The organism is Motiliproteus sp. MSK22-1 (genome assembly GCF_001968815.1).
Lineage (GTDB): Bacteria > Pseudomonadota > Gammaproteobacteria > Pseudomonadales > Balneatricaceae > Motiliproteus.
Window position 1 is genome coordinate 19,528 of sequence record NZ_MIEQ01000062.1, and the last position, 17,465, is coordinate 36,992.

13 protein-coding genes are annotated in these 17,465 nt (G+C 45.1%); 11 read left to right on the forward strand and 2 right to left on the reverse strand.

Annotation, left to right across the window (positions count from 1 at the left end):
- The first annotated feature begins 130 nt into the window (after positions 1-130).
- The 8 genes from BGP75_RS18915 (at position 131) to BGP75_RS18950 (ending at position 9,382) form a co-directional block, all read left to right on the forward strand.
- Positions 131-2,254, forward strand: coding sequence for a flagellin (locus BGP75_RS18915; RefSeq protein ID WP_076720441.1), 2,124 nt, complete (start codon positions 131-133; stop codon positions 2,252-2,254).
- A 72-nt stretch (positions 2,255-2,326) separates the two neighbouring features.
- Positions 2,327-2,701 (forward strand): flagellar protein FlaG, encoded by a 375-nt coding sequence (locus BGP75_RS18920; protein WP_076720442.1) that lies wholly within the window; start codon positions 2,327-2,329, stop codon positions 2,699-2,701.
- A gap of 46 nt (positions 2,702-2,747) precedes the next feature.
- A complete protein-coding gene (fliD, locus tag BGP75_RS18925; RefSeq protein ID WP_076720443.1) occupies positions 2,748-4,814 on the forward strand; it encodes a flagellar filament capping protein FliD in 2,067 nt (688 codons plus the stop codon).
- Positions 4,815-4,830: 16 nt separating this feature from the next.
- Entirely contained in the window at positions 4,831-5,226 is a 396-nt protein-coding gene (gene fliS, locus BGP75_RS18930; RefSeq protein WP_076720444.1) for a flagellar export chaperone FliS, read from the forward strand.
- 130 nt (positions 5,227-5,356) lie between these two features.
- Positions 5,357-6,055, forward strand: coding sequence for a cytidylyltransferase domain-containing protein (locus BGP75_RS18935; protein ID WP_076720445.1), 699 nt, complete (start codon positions 5,357-5,359; stop codon positions 6,053-6,055).
- Positions 6,052-7,104 carry an N-acetylneuraminate synthase family protein gene (locus tag BGP75_RS18940; RefSeq protein ID WP_076720446.1) on the forward strand — a complete coding sequence of 351 codons (1,053 nt, stop codon included), beginning with the start codon at positions 6,052-6,054 and terminating at the stop codon, positions 7,102-7,104. The genes BGP75_RS18935 and BGP75_RS18940 overlap by 4 nt, the downstream gene beginning before the upstream one ends.
- Complete coding sequence (gene neuC / locus BGP75_RS18945) at positions 7,101-8,222, forward strand: UDP-N-acetylglucosamine 2-epimerase (protein WP_198939405.1); 1,122 nt, start codon at positions 7,101-7,103, stop codon at positions 8,220-8,222. Before BGP75_RS18940 ends, neuC begins: the two co-directional genes overlap by 4 nt.
- Before the next feature lie 8 nt (positions 8,223-8,230).
- Positions 8,231-9,382: a polysaccharide pyruvyl transferase family protein gene (locus tag BGP75_RS18950; RefSeq protein WP_076720448.1), complete on the forward strand. Its 1,152-nt coding sequence runs from the start codon at positions 8,231-8,233 to the stop codon at positions 9,380-9,382.
- Positions 9,383-9,436: 54 nt separating this feature from the next.
- Here the strand turns inward: BGP75_RS18950 and BGP75_RS18955 are convergent, their stop codons facing one another.
- Positions 9,437-11,512: a 6-hydroxymethylpterin diphosphokinase MptE-like protein gene (locus tag BGP75_RS18955; protein ID WP_076720449.1), complete on the reverse strand. Its 2,076-nt coding sequence runs from the start codon at positions 11,510-11,512 to the stop codon at positions 9,437-9,439.
- Between the two features lie 937 nt (positions 11,513-12,449).
- On the opposite strand from BGP75_RS18955, the gene BGP75_RS27675 reads away from it, so the two are divergent.
- From BGP75_RS27675 to BGP75_RS18970, 3 genes are read left to right on the forward strand one after another with little or no spacing between them, the layout of a single operon-like run.
- On the forward strand, positions 12,450-14,084 hold the full coding sequence (locus BGP75_RS27675; protein WP_076720450.1) for a sigma-54 dependent transcriptional regulator: 1,635 nt from the start codon (positions 12,450-12,452) through the stop codon (positions 14,082-14,084).
- Between the two features lie 54 nt (positions 14,085-14,138).
- Positions 14,139-15,440, forward strand: coding sequence for a PAS domain-containing sensor histidine kinase (locus BGP75_RS18965; RefSeq protein ID WP_076720451.1), 1,302 nt, complete (start codon positions 14,139-14,141; stop codon positions 15,438-15,440).
- Complete coding sequence (locus BGP75_RS18970; protein WP_076720452.1) at positions 15,433-16,821, forward strand: sigma-54 dependent transcriptional regulator; 1,389 nt, start codon at positions 15,433-15,435, stop codon at positions 16,819-16,821. Before BGP75_RS18965 ends, BGP75_RS18970 begins: the two co-directional genes overlap by 8 nt.
- Positions 16,822-16,948: 127 nt before the next feature.
- Here the strand turns inward: BGP75_RS18970 and BGP75_RS18975 are convergent, their stop codons facing one another.
- A complete protein-coding gene (locus BGP75_RS18975; protein ID WP_143821111.1) occupies positions 16,949-17,446 on the reverse strand; it encodes a hypothetical protein in 498 nt (165 codons plus the stop codon).
- Positions 17,447-17,465: the final 19 nt, after the last annotated feature.

Genomic DNA, 17,465 nt, shown 5'->3' on the forward strand with positions numbered 1-17,465 from the left:
AATTAAAGCGATTGTTTGAACCGCCGATAACCTAATCAAGATTTAGAAGTTGCGGGGCCCTTTTCCTTCAAAAGAAAGCGCCTTCGAAAGAAAAGAATTAGGCAGATAGTCTGCATTAGGAGAAGCAATTATGGCTCTAGTAATCAACTCCAATATTCAGTCGTTAAACGCGCAGCGTAACCTAACGATTTCAGGTGGTCAGCAAGACCAAGCTATGGAGCGTCTTACTTCTGGTAAGCGCATAAACAGTGCAGGTGATGATGCTGCCGGTCTGGCGATCGCTAACCGAATGACCTCTCAGGTTAGAGGTCTCGATCAAGCTGTACGAAATGCTAACGATGGTATCTCTCTGATTCAAACAGCTGAAGGTGCGCTTCAAGAATCCACCAACATCTTACAGCGTATGCGTGAACTGTCTATTCAGTCAGCTAACGGCATCTTCAATGATGAAAACCGTGCGACGTTGAATGCCGAGTTTGGCCAATTGATTGAGGAATTGGACCGAATTGCCGAGACGACTACGTTTAACGGCCAGAACATCCTTAATGGTGATCTCAAGAATGTAGACTTGCAGGTAGGTGCTCAGGCTAATGAAACAATTGGTTTTGGCATTCAGGCTATGGACGCTAAGACGCTTGGGATGGGATCAACCAGTGTAGATTTGCTAGGTGCAGCAAGTAATATAACTGCTACTTCCTTTGCAGCATCAGTTGGTGCTGATATAAAAGACGGCGATGTTTTGATTAATGGCCAATCGATTGGCACCTTTGATACTGGTGGCAGCGGTGAAGCAAATAGCCTGAATGACTTGGTAGAATCTATTAATACTAACGTTAGTGGCGTTACGGCTTCCACGATTAGTCAGCTGGAAGGCACTGCGGTGGGTACTGGTATCATTGATGGCGATGCCGGTGAAGGGTTTAATGTTGTCCTGACTGAGCTTAACGGTGCTACCACTACCTTCCAAATTCGTAATACCAATACAGCCAGCATGGATGAAGTGGTGGCAGCAATAGGAGACGCCAGCAACGGTGCTGTTAGTGCCACCATTAACGACAATGGGCGTTTAGTGCTGAGTTCTGATAGTGGTGCCAGTGTTTCGCTAGTTGAGTCCGGTATGACAAGTTCCACGACTTTGGGTATTACTACGGCAGCTTCAGCAGGTCCTCAATTAGTCTTGACTGCGGACAATGATGATCCTATCACTATTGAGCGAGGAGGAACTGGTACTCTGCTTGATCTGCAGAACTTGGGCTTTAAGGAAAGTGAGGCTGGTGGTGTAATCGAAGGTGCTGGTTTGAGTGCCACTGGTGCGGCGACTGCTTGGGGTGTAGGCGATGTTATCATCAACGGCACTGTGATTAGTAATACCGATACAGATTCTTTGCAAGGTAAAGTGGATGCAATTAATGCTTCTACGGATGAAACAGGGGTTACTGCAAATGCCTTCGCGACTGTTCGAGTAGACATGAGCGGTATGTCGATTGGTACAGCATTTGCCACAACAGCTGCGACTGAAATGTTACTTAATGGTATTACGCTGGACTTTACCGGAGTTACTTCGCTGAGTGAATTTGTTGATGTTTTCAATAACAGTACCGATTCCACCGGTGTGACTGCATCGGTATTGGGTAATAACGTTATATTGGATTCCGAGCAAGGTTCCATGACCTTTGGTGCAGCGACAGCCAACTCGGTATTCAGTACTGCTGATGCTGGATTGGAAGGTGCTGCCTTTGTTGAGTTTGTGGCAAATAGTGCAGGCGGTGCTCTGGCAAGCAATGCCATCACTACTTCTGAAGCAACCTTCACAGTTGAGGCGGGCCTGAAGTTAACCAGTGACAATGGTAATCCAATTGGTATCCAGCTGGGTGATAGCGCTGTTCTGGATGATATCGGTTTGTTGGAAGCTAATGCCACAGCTGAAGGGTCTTTTGGTACCGCTCTTAGTAGTGCCAGTATAGATACTGCGGCTAAAGCACAGAAAGCGATTGGAATAATCGACAACGCTTTGGATACCGTTAACAATGAACGAAGTGAGCTGGGTGCGGTTAACAACCGGCTGGATTTTACTATCAATAACCTAAGTGCCATCTCTCAGAACACCGCTGCTGCAAGGTCGCGGATTGAGGATGCTGACTTCGCTCAGGAGTCTGCTGAGTTGAGTCGAGCTCAGGTGCTTCAGCAAGCAGGCACAGCAATGCTGGCTCAGGCAAACGCTCAGCCTCAGCAAGTGCTGTCACTACTGCAATAACCGCGGTAAAATACCGTTAACCGAACTGCTCTGATTCTATTCGGAGCAGTTCCATTTTAGGGAGAATTAATTATGGCAGAGAATATAAATGTATCTGCCGTTCCCCCTCAGGGTCAAACGGCTTCTCAGTCAGCGAGTAGACATGTAGCTACTTCAGAGGCTCAGGGGGCAGCAATTGCACAGGAAGTAAGTGATGCTAGTCGAACGGAGCAGCCTGCGCCCACTGTTGAAGAGCTTAGAGCCACTATTAGTCAACTGAATGAGTTTATGAAAGAGGGGCAGCGGTCTCTTGCGTTTAGTGTTGATGATTCTTCTGATGAGGTTGTAGTTCGGGTTGTGGATACGGATACACAAGAAGTCATTCGTCAAATCCCTAACGAAGAAACTCTCAAATTAAAGCAGCATATAGAAGGAATGCTCGGGCTGTTGTTGAGCGATAAGGCTTAAACGTTATAGCTCGAGAGCTGGTTGTTTAAAAAAATGGGTGGTGCGCATGGTCGATAATATTGTAACTACACTGGGCGCAGGGTCAGGTATTGATACCAAAAAGCTGGTTGATGATCTGGTAACCATCGAAAGAGCCCCTAAAGAGGCTCTGCTCAATAGTCGAAAAGAGACACTGGATGCTCAAATATCTGGATACGGAGCCATTCGCTCTAGTATGTCTTCTCTACAGGATAGCCTGTCGGCACTAGGTGATTCCGATACCTTCAACGGAAAAAGCGTTTCCTTCCCTACCACTGACGTATTGACTCCCGCTTCAATCGATGCGGAAGCGCTAAGTGGTGATTTTGAAGTAGAAGTGAGGGCGATAGCCAAAGCACATTCTTTGGCATCAACCTCTTTTAGTAGTCCTACAGATGCAGTAGGTAAGGGTACATTAACTTTTACCCTGGGTGCTTGGGATGCAGGGTTTACCGCTTTCTCCGCTGATGCTTCCAAGAGTTCGCAAGTTATTACCATTGATGACTCAAATAATACGCTAACAGGATTGCGGGATGCGATCAATGAAGCTGATTTTGGTGTTCAGGCCAGTATCGTTCAAAATGGGTCAACCTATCAGTTGCTGCTAACAGCACCTTCAGGCGCAAGCAATGAGCTCGAAATAGTCGTTGATGAAGAAGGCGGAGCTGATACCAATAACGATGCTTCCGATCTTTCTCGTTTCGCATTTAATACAGCGGGTTCACAATTGGCATCACAGCAAAGTGGAGCTGATTCTCAAGTAGTGGTCAATGGACTTGTTGTGGATAGAGAATCCAATCATATCGATGATGTGATTACAGGTCTTGAATTTACTATTCACAATACCAATGTTGGTGAAACGGTCGCTATTTCTATTACCGATGACAAGTCGCTTGGCGAACAATCAATTCGTGACTTTGTCACTGCCTACAACAGTTTTCTGACAGAAACGGAGGCTCTGATACGGCCTGCGGGAGAAGATTCTGAAGAAGGTGGGACTGATGGTTCCCTGCTGACAGACCCCACCGCTAAAACCATGGTTAGCCAAGTTAGGTCATTAATTTCTCAAACATTAACTGGTCTGAGTGGTGGGTATGTATCATTGGTCAGCGTCGGTATTACTACTGAACTTGATGGTACTCTAAGCATTGACGAAGATGATCTTAGAGATGCGATTGATAACAATTTTTCTAAAGTTATTGACTTGTTTGCACCGAGCACAGCGACAACTGATAGTCAAATTGAAATTGCCCGATTCAAATCAACAACGACTCCTGGTAGCTATGAGGTCAATGTTACTACCCAGCCAGCTAAAGGCTTTTTGGATGGTAGCGCTCTAACAATTAGTGGTTTTAATGCTGGTACTGAAGATTTTACACCAGACTTTGATGCTTCATCTGGTGACTACAGTTTTAAAATAAAGGTTGATGGTACAGAGAGCGACACTGTCACTCTGACAGGTAACTTTTCGGATACTGAGGAGTTGCGGGCAAAGCTCCAATCATTGATAAATGGAGACACTAACCTTCAGGGAGTGGGAGCAGAGGTTGATGTGGCCTATAATGCGACTACCGATGCTTTTGAATTTACTTCCAGAACCTACGGAAGTGCTTCAAAGATCGAGTTTACCACACTGGGGACGGATGCCGCTGAGCTAGGGATTAGTCTTGGTTCTGGTACTGTAGGTGTTGATGTAGCGGGTACTATTGATGGGAAATCCGCCTTTGGTTCTGGAAACATCTTATTGCCTGATCTTAGCGACACTGCTTTAGCTGGATTAAGCGTCAAAGTGGGCGTTGGAGCTAGTTCGGCAACCATTACGTATGCACGCGGATTTTCCAGTGAGATGGACAATATTCTGGAAACATATTTATCGAGCAATGGATTGATTGATTCTCGTGAAGAGAATATCAGTGATGAACTGAAGGATATTGAAAAGGACAATGATGCACTGGATGTTCGAATGGAAACCCGGCGAGCAATGTTAGAGGCTCAGTTTATTGCAATGGAACGGATTATTACCAGTATTAGCCAGACGAGCGACTCCTTAGATGGTATTCTCGACCGACTACCTTTTACCGCTAGGTCCAGTTGATGTTTAGGATTTTTAGATGACTTATAGCAAGAAAGCTCTACAGGCGTACCAGAGTGTAAATGTTAACTCTGGTGTTGAAGGTGCCTCTCCTCATCAGTTAATCAGCATGTTGTTGGATGGTGCTCAGGTAGCGTTGACTCGTGCGAAAGGGCTGATTGAGCGCAAAGATATAGAGGGGCGTAGTCAGCAGCTAAATAAAGTTGCAGATATACTTCATGGTCTTCTTGGGTCTTTAGACCAAGAGAAGGGAGGAGAGGTTGCTGCTAACCTGGAAAGTCTATACGACTACATGATACGTCGAGTAATGGAAGCCAATCGGGATAACGATATAGAAGCGATTGATGAAGTCGCTCGCTTACTTGGTGAAATCAAAAGTGGCTGGGAAGCGATGCCGGAGGAGTATAAAGGATAAGGCTTTTGTGACCCTATTATCATAATGGGGGGGCCTCTTTTTTCTGAGCAGACAGATGATGGATCATTCTGTGCAGTCGGGGACTTTCGTGTTGATCGGTAAACAGTTAAGAGATAGGCTGGTCTAGTTTATGTTCAGAGATCAGACCGTGGTGGCGTTGATTACTGCACGAGGTGGGTCAAAAGGGATTCCGCGTAAAAATCTTGTGGAGTTAATTGGTAAGCCGCTGATCTCTTATAGTATCACTGCAGCACTGGGTAGTGCTTGTGTTGACCGGACTTTTGTCAGCTCTGATGATCAGGAGATTCTCACTGTTAGTCGCCAGTGCGGGGCTGAGGTGATTGAGCGTCCGAGTGAGCTGGCTAGAGATGACTCAACTAGTGACTCGGTCATTAAGCATGCGCTTGAGTACTTAGCAGAGCAAAAAGTTGGTGTAGACTATCTGGTCTTGTTACAGCCGACATCACCTCAACGTAATGCTGAGGATATCGACGCTGCTTTCACCTTGCTTAATAGCTCTAAAAGATACAACTTAATCAGCGTCTTTGAACCTGAACATCACCCACTTAAAGCCTATCTTCTCAACGATGATGGTTGCCTTCATGGCATCGTATCTGATCGTTCTTCTTTTCGTCGTCGGCAGGACCTGCCGCGTGCATATATGCCTAATGGGGCAATTTATATCTTTACCGCAAAAGCATTCAGACAAAACAACGGTATACCGTTGGAGTATGCCATACCCTATGTCATGTCAATTAGGAGAAGTGTTGATGTTGATACTCCTCAGGATCTCGAAATTATTAGAAGTTTAATGGAATCAACACCATGAGTATTGGGATGGATATTGCTGGTCGAAAAGTTGGTATAGAACATAAGCCGTTGGTGATCGCTGAAATCGGTATAAACCATGAAGGTTCCTTAGCTGTGGCTAAAGCAATGGTCGATGCAGCGGCAGGAGCGGGTGCGGAAGTGATAAAACACCAGACCCATGTGGTTGATGATGAAATGAGTGGGCAGGCGCGCACTATTATTCCAGGCAATGCTGATATATCAATTTACGAGATTATGGAACGCTGTGCTCTGGATGAAATAGATGAAATGGAACTGAAGGATTACGTTGAAAGTAAGGGGCTTATATTTATTAGTACTCCTTTTTCTCGAGCTGCTGCTGATCGGTTGGAGCGAATGGGTGTTGTCGCCTATAAGATAGGTTCCGGAGAGTGCAATAACTATCCTCTGTTGGAGTATATTGCTAGTTTTGGTAAGCCGATTATTCTAAGCACCGGTATGAACGATATCGAAAGTGTAAGCAAAGCTGTTGCTATCTTTCGTAAGCAGTGCGTATCCTATGCTCTTCTACATTGCACTAATATTTACCCCACACCGCCTGAATTGGTTCGCCTTGGAGCTATAGAGGAACTACAGCAAGCCTTTCCTGATGCTGTGGTTGGATTGTCTGATCATTCCATTAGTAATTATCCTTGCTTAGGTGCCGTAGCTCTCGGAGCCTCTATTTTAGAACGTCATTTTACCGACAGTATGACACGTCCGGGTCCTGATATTTGCTGTTCTATGGACCCTCAGGCTCTGACTGAGTTGATTCGTGGTAGTGAAGTGCTTTTTAAGGCTAGAGGGGGGCGAAAAACGCTGTTGGATGAAGAGCAGGTGACTCGTGATTTTGCTAATGCAAGTGTAGTGACTATTCGTTCGGTAAAAAAAGGGGAGGTGTTAAGCAAGGATAACCTTTGGGTTAAAAGACCTGGTACAGGAGAGTTTTCTGCCGAGTGCTTTGCGTCACTATTAGGACATAAGGCTTCTCGAGATATTGCTGAAGACAAGCAGCTAAGCGTTTCTGACGTGGATGGATGGGAAAAGTGAGAAAAATATTAGTCTTAACCGGTACAAGGGCGGACTTTGGGAAGTTAAAGACAATATTAAGTCAGCTTGAAGCCGAAAAGGATTTCTCTTTGCATGTTTTTGTAACGGGCATGCACATGCTTACTAAGTACGGATATACCTGCAAGGAGGTGAGAGACTGCGGCTATAAAGTGATCTACAGCTATATAAACCAGAACAAGTCGGATAGTATGGATGCTGTTCTGGCTAAAACTATCACGGGCGTATCCGATTACGTTAAAGAGACACGGCCGGATATGATAATTGTACATGGTGACAGGGTTGAAGCGCTTGCCGGAGCTATTGTTGGCGGACTTAACAATATTCTGGTGGCGCATATAGAAGGAGGGGAGGTTTCAGGCACTATTGATGAGTCGATACGGCATTCGGTTTCCAAGCTTTCCCACTTACATTTTGTCGCTAATGAAACGGCCAAAAAAAGGTTGATTCAACTTGGAGAGCGGGAAGATTGCGTTTATGTAGTGGGATCTCCTGATATCGATGTAATGCTCTCGCACCAACTACCGAAGTTGAAGACGGTGAAAGCCCGCTACGAAATCCCTTTTGAGCATTATAATGTACTGACATTTCATCCTGTCACTACCGAAATTGATGCTATTGAGTCCTACGCTGACCATGTTGTTACGGCGGTTATGGAATCCGGTGACAATTATGTAGTGATTAGCCCTAACAATGATTTGGGTTCTGAAAGTATCTTTCAGGCTTATCGTCGACTTGATGGGAATAGTTCATTTCGTGTTTTTCCTTCAATGCGTTTTGAATACTTTTTAACGCTACTGAAGTACGCTGATGTGATTCTTGGAAACTCCAGCGCAGGCATCAGAGAAGCCCCAATATATGGGGTGCCTTCGGTAAATATCGGTACCCGCCAGCATCGGCGGGTGGTCGAGCCATCTGTATTGAATTGCGGGTATGAAGTAGATGCTATTTTAAGAACTTTGACAGCAGCCAAACAGCTGCAAGTCGAAACTCCTTCTTTTGCCTTCGGTACTGGCGGGACTGCTGAGCAATTTATCAGTATTCTCAAGCGGGATGTGCTTTGGGATATGAGTAAACAGAAGTACTTTGTCGACTATTGAGGTTCTAGATGAAAATTCTGCATGTTGCTAGTTTTTCTGGCAATATCGGTGATAACGCTAATCATAGCGGGCTGCGGTTTTTGCTGGACGAATATATTGGTAGCATTTCTGAATATACTGAACTTGAAATTAGAAAGTGTTATCAGATATATAGTGGAGCTAACCGGTGGCAGTTCGATGATACATTTGTCCGTCTAGCTAATAATCATGATTTGGTCATTATTGGCGGCGGCAATTACTTTGAACCTTGGTTGGATGCATCTTCTACTGGAACGACTATCGATTTAGCGCCTGAAGTTCTGGAAAAGATTTGTAAACCTTTGGTGTTCTTTGGTGTCGGTTTTGATATCCATAAGGGAGCTAGTGCTGAAAATTTAGAGAAATTCAGATTATTTATGGAGGCTACGCTTGCGAGAGAAAAAACACTGGTTACATTTCGCAATGATGGATCGATTAAAAACTTCCGTGAAGCTCTGCCTTTCCTAGACAGTAATTGCATCTACAGGGTGCCTGACGGCGGCTTTTTTATTCAATGTAATGTACAGCAGTATCCATTTATCAATTTAGATAGTCGCTACTGGGGGATTAATATCGCTTCTGATATGAAGGAGCGCCGTTTCCCTTCTGGTCTGCAGGGAAGTTTAGGTTGGAACGAGTTTATAGTCGATTATACTAAGTTGTTAAGTAAGGCTCTAGATGCTGACCCAAACTTGAAGCTGCTGTTCTTTCCTCATATATTTAAGGATCTGGAAGCTATCAGCGAGCTTCTTGCCGCCTTGGACGACAGCTATTGCCGGGATCGCTTAATCGTGGCTCCTTTTCTTAATGGATGGCAAGGCGCTGACTATATCTTTGGTCTCTACCGACATTGTGAACTGGTAATGGGTATGCGTTTTCATGCGAATGTGTGTGCGATTGGGATGAATGTACCTGTTATTCCATTAGCTAGTTATCCGAAGCTTTATGATTTGTACGAAGAGTTGGAAATACAGGACAGGGTCGTTTGGGTTAATCAGCAGGGCTTTACCGGCAAGTTGGAAAAACAGATACATGATTACAATGCGCAACGAGAGATTCTGAAAGCCGATAACCTGGTTTTAGTTCAGCGTTTACGGGAAGATGTAGATAGTTTTTTTCCACGGCTTGAAGCATTGCTATAGGACTGCGGAACTACCGCAATCCTATAAGGTTATTTAGGGATATGTGAAATCCTTTTAATCTGCAGGCTTTACTTTGGTCGCCAGATCGCGCCGACGTGAATCTTGCTGAAGAAGCTGTTGGTTGATCTTCTTGATAGCGTGATCAAGGAATTCGCAATACAGCACTTTGCCTTTGTTGAATAGCGCCAGACTTTCCTCCAGGCTTTCTCCCAAATAAAGGCATTTTGCCAGAGCCATATTAAAAGAGCCGACACTTCCCTTAAGTAGGGAATATTGGTATTCAGTTTTTTTGTTAAAGGCCATTCTGAAAATTAGTTGGTGATGGAGATTCAACAGGCTGATTGCCCCATTCCAGCTCTTGGTTTGTTGAGAAAATAGAGTTTTTAATTCTTTGCACGTTTTAATTGCTGGCTTGAATGTAGCGATAATCTCACGCTCGCCCTTCATTTTTCGTAGACCGCGAAGATGAAAATTTTCCTCAAAGAGTTTTAGAGAAAATGTATATTTGTCAAATGGAGGAGTTTGAAGAACAATCTCTTCGACATGCATAGGAGTCGTTCCACGGATAAATACGCCGTGGCTGGTGTTATAACAGTTGATCGCTGGGTTGAGGCTTAAGAGGGATTCAACAGCGAGTCGAGCATTGGAGTAAACAGCAGTTGTGGTTATCTGACCACCGAAGTTGCCCTCTAATTGGATATTGCCCTCTGCATCGTGCTTGTATAGGTTCAACCCTTCCACGTGCTCATCCTGAACATCATAATGTTTGCTGAAGGAAGAGTGGTGCTTGCCTCCCTCGCTGAAGCCAAAGTCCATGCCAAATAGATATATATCTTTGAAGCCCAGTGAACTGGCAAAAGCCATTCCTGAATTTCCCACAGTTGGATTGGAAAAAGGGAGATTGGTGGCATATTCATCTTTACCAATAAACTGGCTCAAGTAGTGGGTACCCAAATCGTTAGTTTTCATGCCCATCCCTTTATGCTCAAAGAGTTCAAAGACCTCAGGATGGACTGTGTTCAAACCAAGTAGGAATATGTCTTTTCGATCCGCTTCATCGGTGGAGGTTTCTATCCACTCGACAACTGGTCGTGTTCTTTCCATCTCAACATGGAAATCAGGTTTAACTCCTATTTTTTTGAGAGAGCCTAGTGCTGTGCCGCAGGAAATAATAACTGCTTTATTTTGGTGCTCGTGGAGAAAGCTCTTTGCTTTATCCAGAGAAGGGCCATTAGCTATAACAAATGCGGGCTTATCTAGGTATTTTTTAGTTATGAGAGCGTGATTGCGCAGGATAGGTGTATCTTTTCGGTAGTTAGAGATGGTATGAGATAGACTGATTTGCTCGTCGTCAAAATATCCCATACTGATAATTAAACTGGGTAGCTTTTCAAAGAAGCGGGTAGAGGACTCTTTGATCTCTTTGCTGGCAAGGTGATCGAAAACGTAAGGAGTCGTCGCGCTGAAAATGCCAATGACATTAATATGGTTCCGAAGAGTATTAAAACACTGGTCTGCAGTTTCTCCAATGATCAGTTTTAGAGAGTGCTCAGGTTGTTTGAAGTGTTGGTAGATGTTTTGCCAATCAGTGGTGTGTAAAGAAGCAAAGAAAATGTCTTCATGGGGTTCGATGACACATAGATGCCGGATGTCTGTCTTTTGCAGTAATTGTGTAATCTGATAGCCCAGTCCGACACCTTGCATCAGCATAAAATTAGTGGCCGCCTCTAATGGGGCATGCTTTAGTCGGTCATTTTTTTGCAGAATAAGATCAACCAAGCGGTTTACTTTGCTGATATGGGCATCGTTTTCCACATCAAGAGCTTCGGTCCTTTTGGCACTGATTGTGTAATAGGTGGGAAGGTTGAAATATTTATCCACATAGTCCTGGCAAAAACTCTCTGGTTCGCTGGAATATACAGGCTTGTTATTAAGGTCAACGTTTACCAGATTTACATACCCATCTTCTGTATAAAGTAGCCGTAGTTTCTCTGGATTGTAATTGCTGAATTTCTTGAAGATGAACTCATCCTGCTGCTGAAAGAATGACATGTTTTTTCGAAACCGTACTTCCAGTTCTAGATTTTTTTGTTGTCGCTCTGCCTGTCGAAGTAGTTGGTTAATGTCCATTCTATGCAGTTCCTAGACTATTGTTCTATGCATGGGGCGATATTGGAGTTCTTTTCCAAATTCTATCACTTATGATCATAAAGGTGACCGTGTTTGCTGTTTTTAAACCTCTGGAGAGTCCGAACTGCTTGTTAGTTATGTGCATGACCATTACTTGAGGTTAGTTTTCTGTGGATATTGGTGAAATGCTTGTGATACTGGCATAGGCCATACTCGTTGTTTTTGAACATCTCTTCCAATAAACGCCTTAAAATAGGAAATAGTCCTATATAAAAAGGTCTGAAATAACCGGATACTTTACTGGCGAGGTTTTCGGAGGGATCCGATAGCTGACAAGGATGACAGCGTGGTTACAAGGACGATATTGCGTAAACCACCTCGACATAAGGGCCCGTATCTGGAAGATGCGGGCCCTTTGTTTTTCTGCTCTGATGATCTCCCACTGCTTCTATGTTTCTTGATTCTCTCCCTGTTCTCTACAGCTACGAGCATTTTTTAGTAATGAGCATCCTCGGGTGCTGTATAAGGCAGTGGAAGTAGAAGGTAGGGGTTGGCTAATTTTTGAATGACCCTTTCAATATAAGCCCTAAAATAGGAAATAGTCCTATATAAAAAGAGCTGAAATAAACCGATACTTAGTTGGCGAGGTTTTCGGAGGGATCCGATAGCTGACAAGGATGACAGCTTGGTTACATGGATGATATTGCGTAAGCCACCTCGACATAAGAGCCCGTATCTGGAAGATGCGGGCTCTTTGTTTTAATCCCATCATTGATTCATCTACTCCCCTGCCTTTTTGATTCCTTCTTTTACTTACTGTGAGCTGTGTGGAATAAGTAAAAATTGACGTCATTTAATTGACATTTTGACTAAGCGAGTCTAGCCTAAGCAGTAATCCTATCTGTCAATATTTTGGTAATTACTCAGAGCCTATACCATGTTTGAGGGACTCAAAGTCTTGTTGATTGATGACCATGCTGAGCGGCGAAACTCCTTACTGGCGCTTTTTCAGTTTATGGAATTTGAGTGCCATAGCTCTGACTTTGTTTCCTGGTTTCAGCAATCCAGTGACAAAATTTTGTCATCCGGTGATTCGGTTGTCCTGCTGGGTAGTAGTGATTTGCCCATTTCTATTGAAAAGCTTTTAACTGATTTTCAGTCCGCTGATCCTAATATTCCTGTGCTCACTCTGGGAGATTGGAACGAAGCATCTTCATTAAATCAGATACTTAGTAGTATGTTAGTGGCTGAAGTACAGGAGCCTGTTGTTCAAACTCAGTTGGTCAGTGTGCTGCACCAAGCTCAGATCTATCGTCAGCACCGACAGTGTGCCAATGGGCAGCTGCAGTTATGGGAGAATCATGCCCGATTGTTCAATGATTTGGTCGGCAGTAGCTTACCGATGCAGCACGTGCGGTCGATGATGTCACAGGTGGCGGATAGGGATGTGAGCGTACTGATCACAGGAGAGTCCGGTACTGGAAAAGAAGTGGTGGCACGAAACCTCCATGAGAGTTCGTCCCGAAAGGGTATGCCGTTTGTTCCTGTGAACTGTGGGGCAATTCCGGCTGATTTGCTTGAGAGTGAACTCTTTGGTCATGAGAAAGGGGCATTTACTGGAGCGATATCAACACGGGTGGGGCGTTTTGAAATGGCCCACGGTGGAACACTGTTTCTGGACGAGATAGGAGATATGCCTTTACCAATGCAGGTAAAGCTTTTACGGATTCTTCAGGAACGTTGTTTTGAACGGGTTGGTGGGAATAAGACATTAAATGTCGATGTACGAATTATCGCTGCAACTCATAAAGATCTGGAAAGCATGATAGATGAGGGTAGCTTTCGCGAGGATCTTTACTATCGCTTAAACGTTTTTCCAATAGAGATGCCTGCATTAAGGGAGCGCACTGAAGACCTTCCTTTATTGTTGAATGAGCTGATTGCTCGTATGGATGCTAATGGCCTGGGTAAAATTAAGCTGGATTCCGTAGCGATTGAGTCGATTACCCGACACGACTGGCCTGGTAATGTCCGGGAGTTAGCGAATCTGATTGAACGGTTAGCTATTATGTATCCCGACAGTATTGTCGGTTTTCATGAGCTTCCTGCCAAGTTTCAGCATATCGATGAAGCTGAATTACCGTCCTACCTGAAATATCAAGAAAAACACATTCAAGAACATCAGAGCCAGCAGCGGCTATCAGAATCTCAGGCAATACGAAGGTATGGTTCTGAATCTATGGGTCAGTTGTTATCTGAGGCAGAACCAGAGGACCACTCATGGCTACTGGATAATGAACGGCAGGTTTCGGAGTCCTTGCCAGCAGATCAGCGGATATCACAATTGCAGTCTGATTCATTGGCTTTGGTTGCTCCTGAGCAGTCTTTGGTTGCAGAGTTACCTCTTGAGGGTATCGATTTGAAAGGTTACCTGACAGATCTTGAAAAAGGCTTGATAGAGCAGGCGCTGCTTGAAGCGGATAATGTGGTTGCTCGAGCGGCAGAGCGTCTAAAGATCAGGCGAACGACATTAGTGGAAAAAATGCGCAAGTATGGCATTCAGCGTAAATGATCAGCATCTTGCTGTGGATAATTTAAACCTTCACTCTAAATGATCTGTTTCTAAATGAATAAGAAGACTCCAGATACTCAAGCTGAAAGTTCAGAAGTCGCTCGGGCTGAGGCTAATCAACAGCTTGAAGAAGCATTCCTTCAGTTTAATGAGATGTCAGAGCAGTTGGCTAATTCCTATGCTGAGCTTGAGCAACGGGTGGAAGTGCTGACTCAGGAGCTGCAACGAAGCAATGAGCAGCGTGAACTGGAACTTAGTGAGAAGGAGCGTTTGACGCGGCGGCTGGATAGTCTGTTACAGCTGTTGCCGGCCGGTATCGTTGTTCTGGATGGCCGTGGACGTGTTCATGACTGTAATCCGGCAGCGGAGGAGCTTCTGGGAAAACCTCTTTTAGGTGAAGTGTGGATTTCGATTATTCAACGTAGTTTTGCACCCCGTGAAGATGATGGACATGAAGTTTCTTTGAAAGATGGTCGTAGAGTCAGCCTGGCAATCAACTCTCTGGATGGAGAGCCCGGTCAGATTATCTTGTTGACTGATCAAACTGAGACTCGGCGTTTGCAGGCTCGACTCAGCCACCATCAACGGCTTTCATCCATGGGAAAAATGATGGCCTCTCTTGCACACCAGATTCGTACACCTTTATCAGCAGCAATGCTTTACAGTTCCCACTTGACCAAAGATGATCTTTCTACTGCACAGAGGAAGAAATTTGCTACAAAAGTGAAAAGTCGGCTTAGTTCGCTGGAACAGCAAGTCCGGGATATGCTCATTTTTGCTCGTGGCGAAACTAAACTTACGGACCTGATCAGCACTGAACGGTTGTTCAGCTCAATTGAAGATGCGTTGGATATCCCGCTGGCTAATGCAGATGCGGATGCGGATTGCATTAACGAAACGCCGGGGGTGTTATTACAATGTAATCTCGAAGCCTTGGTCGGAGCATTGATGAATTTGGTGAATAATGCACTGCAGGCAACAGCAAAAGGGACTGAGTTGTGTATCAGAAGTTGTTTTGCTGAAGCAGGCTTTTTGATGCTTATGGTTGAAGACAAAGGCCCAGGCATGGACGCTGGTCAATTACAGAGCGCCCAGGAGCCATTTTATACAACTAAATCTCAAGGAACAGGTCTGGGATTAGCTGTTGCACAGGTTATTGCTCGTGCTCATCATGGCCAGTTTGATATGAAGTCTGAGCCAGGTAAAGGTACCCAGGCAGGGTTCAAGTTGCCCTATGTCTGTCTTGATACCAAGGGTTCTGGTGATTTAGCTACAGAGAAGCATCGTGCTGAAGTTCAGCCGGGTAGTGCAGATCAGAACAGCGTAAATAAACATGGAGATGATGCAGATGAGTAAAGGCAGTATTCTGGTTGTTGAAGATGATGCAGACCTTCGTGAAGCTCTCTGTGATACGTTGGAGTTGGCTGGTTATAGCTTTCAGGAAGCGGAATCCGCCGAGACAGCGCTTGCATTTCTTACCGAGAATTCGGCGGATATGGTGATCAGTGATGTCAATATGGGGAAAATGGACGGGCATGAACTACTGAAGCAAATCAACCAGCTTTACCCCTGTATACCAGTTCTGTTGATTACGGCTTATGGGCAGGTGGATCGCGCTGTGGATGCGATTCGCAATGGCGCAGTGGATTACTTGTTGAAACCTTTTGAGCCAGAGCAGTTACTTTCGATCGTGTCCCGTTATGTTGACCAGGCTTTAACAGATGCTGATTCAATAGAACCGATTGCCGAAGAGGCGTCCAGTAAGCAGCTGTTGCAGCTGGCAAAAAGGGTCGCTGCCACGGACTCGACTGTTCTGATTATGGGAGAAAGTGGTACAGGGAAAGAGGTATTGGCTCAGTATATCCATCGACACTCCAGTCGAGCGCATAAACCCTTCGTCGCTATTAACTGTGCTGCGATTCCAGAAAATATGTTGGAAGCAACATTATTTGGCCATGAAAAAGGTGCTTTTACCGGGGCGCACGCCAGTATGCCTGGAAAGTTTGAGCAAGCCGATGGAGGTACGCTATTACTGGATGAAATCTCAGAAATGGCGCTGGGGTTACAGGCGAAGCTCCTGAGGGTGCTGCAGGAGCAGGAGGTTGAGCGGATCGGTGGGCGCAAAGTAATAAAGCTGAATGTTCGAGTATTGGCTACGACAAACAGGGATCTGAGTGGAGAGGTTGCCAAAGGAAACTTCCGGGAGGATTTATTTTACCGCCTCAATGTTTTCCCGCTGCAATGGTTGGCACTTCGGGAGCGACCCGCTGATTTGGTCCCATTGGCAAAGCGGCTGCTAAATATACATGCGTTAAAAATGAGCAGGGGAGCAATGGAGCTGGACTACTCAGCCGAGCAGCAGTTGCTGGCCCATGACTGGCCCGGTAACGTCAGGGAGTTGGAGAATGCACTGCAACGAGCATTAATTTTGCAGCAAGGAACGGTTATCAGCGCACAGGATCTCTGTATTCAACCAGCTGCGATGCAGCAGTCTGTTAATTTAAGTACAGCAGCCACCGTGCCTCCATCTCCCGATTCGGGCACCGATACGCAAGGTCAATTAGGAGGAGACCTGAAACAGCGTGAATATCAGCTTATTATAGAGGCATTGAAATCGACATCAGGGAGTCGTAAGGAAGCATCAGAAAAGTTGGGAATAAGCCCTCGCACCCTGCGTTATAAGTTAGCTCAGATGCGTGACAGCGGTATGGACGTCGATGCCATGCTAAAAAATTAGTAAAAGCCTTGAATGTTAAATTCTTGAAGGTTAACTAGGACCTCAAAACCCAGAATAATATATCAAAGGGTTAAGGTTCTATCGAAAGGGACAATAATTGCAAAGTGCGCTACAGCACTGTCTTGGGTTATTCAGACGACCGCTGGCCCTGTAATCTGACATACATTTCTAACCATAACCGAACTTGGTCGGCTGCCTGATGCTCATTCAATCCTAGCAGTTCCAGACATTCTTGACGGCAGTCTTCTCGGGTTTCATGGGAATGATCACTTAGCAATTCTGCAACGGGTCTTAACGGCAGTTCATGTTCCTGATCTAGGCTGTCAAAAAGTTTTTCCAGTGCCTGCTCTGTCTGATAGGGGTCAACGCAATAGAGAGCTTGATCTCCCAAATCTAATTGCAACTCTTCTAACACGGCTTTAGCACTATGCCCTTCGTGAAGCAGTGACTCCGGGTCCACATCCAGTAAAGCCCCCTGATCGTACAGTTGCTCAAGCCATTCGGCATCCGGGCTGACAAGAGTGGATTTTAGTTCTCCGCTGGAAAGGCTCCAGGCCGCAGCAATGGGAAACGCATCATCTTCATAGCTGCTCATTTCGAAAGCAATAATTAGCGGGTACTTCATTATGTTCACACTCAATATG

What these genes read in the sequence shown, in the direction of transcription:
- BGP75_RS18965 (WP_076720451.1), top strand. Translation starts at nt 14,139, where the DNA reads ATGAATAAGAAGACTCCAGATACTCAAGCTGAAAGTTCAGAAGTCGCT.
- BGP75_RS18920 (WP_076720442.1), top strand. Translation starts at nt 2,327, where the DNA reads ATGGCAGAGAATATAAATGTATCTGCCGTTCCCCCTCAGGGTCAAACG.
- BGP75_RS18915 (WP_076720441.1), top strand. Translation starts at nt 131, where the DNA reads ATGGCTCTAGTAATCAACTCCAATATTCAGTCGTTAAACGCGCAGCGT.
- BGP75_RS18955 (WP_076720449.1), bottom strand. Translation starts at nt 11,512, where the DNA reads ATGGACATTAACCAACTACTTCGACAGGCAGAGCGACAACAAAAAAAT.
- fliD (WP_076720443.1), top strand. Translation starts at nt 2,748, where the DNA reads ATGGTCGATAATATTGTAACTACACTGGGCGCAGGGTCAGGTATTGAT.
- BGP75_RS18935 (WP_076720445.1), top strand. Translation starts at nt 5,357, where the DNA reads ATGTTCAGAGATCAGACCGTGGTGGCGTTGATTACTGCACGAGGTGGG.
- BGP75_RS27675 (WP_076720450.1), top strand. Translation starts at nt 12,450, where the DNA reads ATGTTTGAGGGACTCAAAGTCTTGTTGATTGATGACCATGCTGAGCGG.
- fliS (WP_076720444.1), top strand. Translation starts at nt 4,831, where the DNA reads ATGACTTATAGCAAGAAAGCTCTACAGGCGTACCAGAGTGTAAATGTT.
- BGP75_RS18975 (WP_143821111.1), bottom strand. Translation starts at nt 17,446, where the DNA reads ATGAAGTACCCGCTAATTATTGCTTTCGAAATGAGCAGCTATGAAGAT.
- BGP75_RS18950 (WP_076720448.1), top strand. Translation starts at nt 8,231, where the DNA reads ATGAAAATTCTGCATGTTGCTAGTTTTTCTGGCAATATCGGTGATAAC.
- BGP75_RS18970 (WP_076720452.1), top strand. Translation starts at nt 15,433, where the DNA reads ATGAGTAAAGGCAGTATTCTGGTTGTTGAAGATGATGCAGACCTTCGT.
- BGP75_RS18940 (WP_076720446.1), top strand. Translation starts at nt 6,052, where the DNA reads ATGAGTATTGGGATGGATATTGCTGGTCGAAAAGTTGGTATAGAACAT.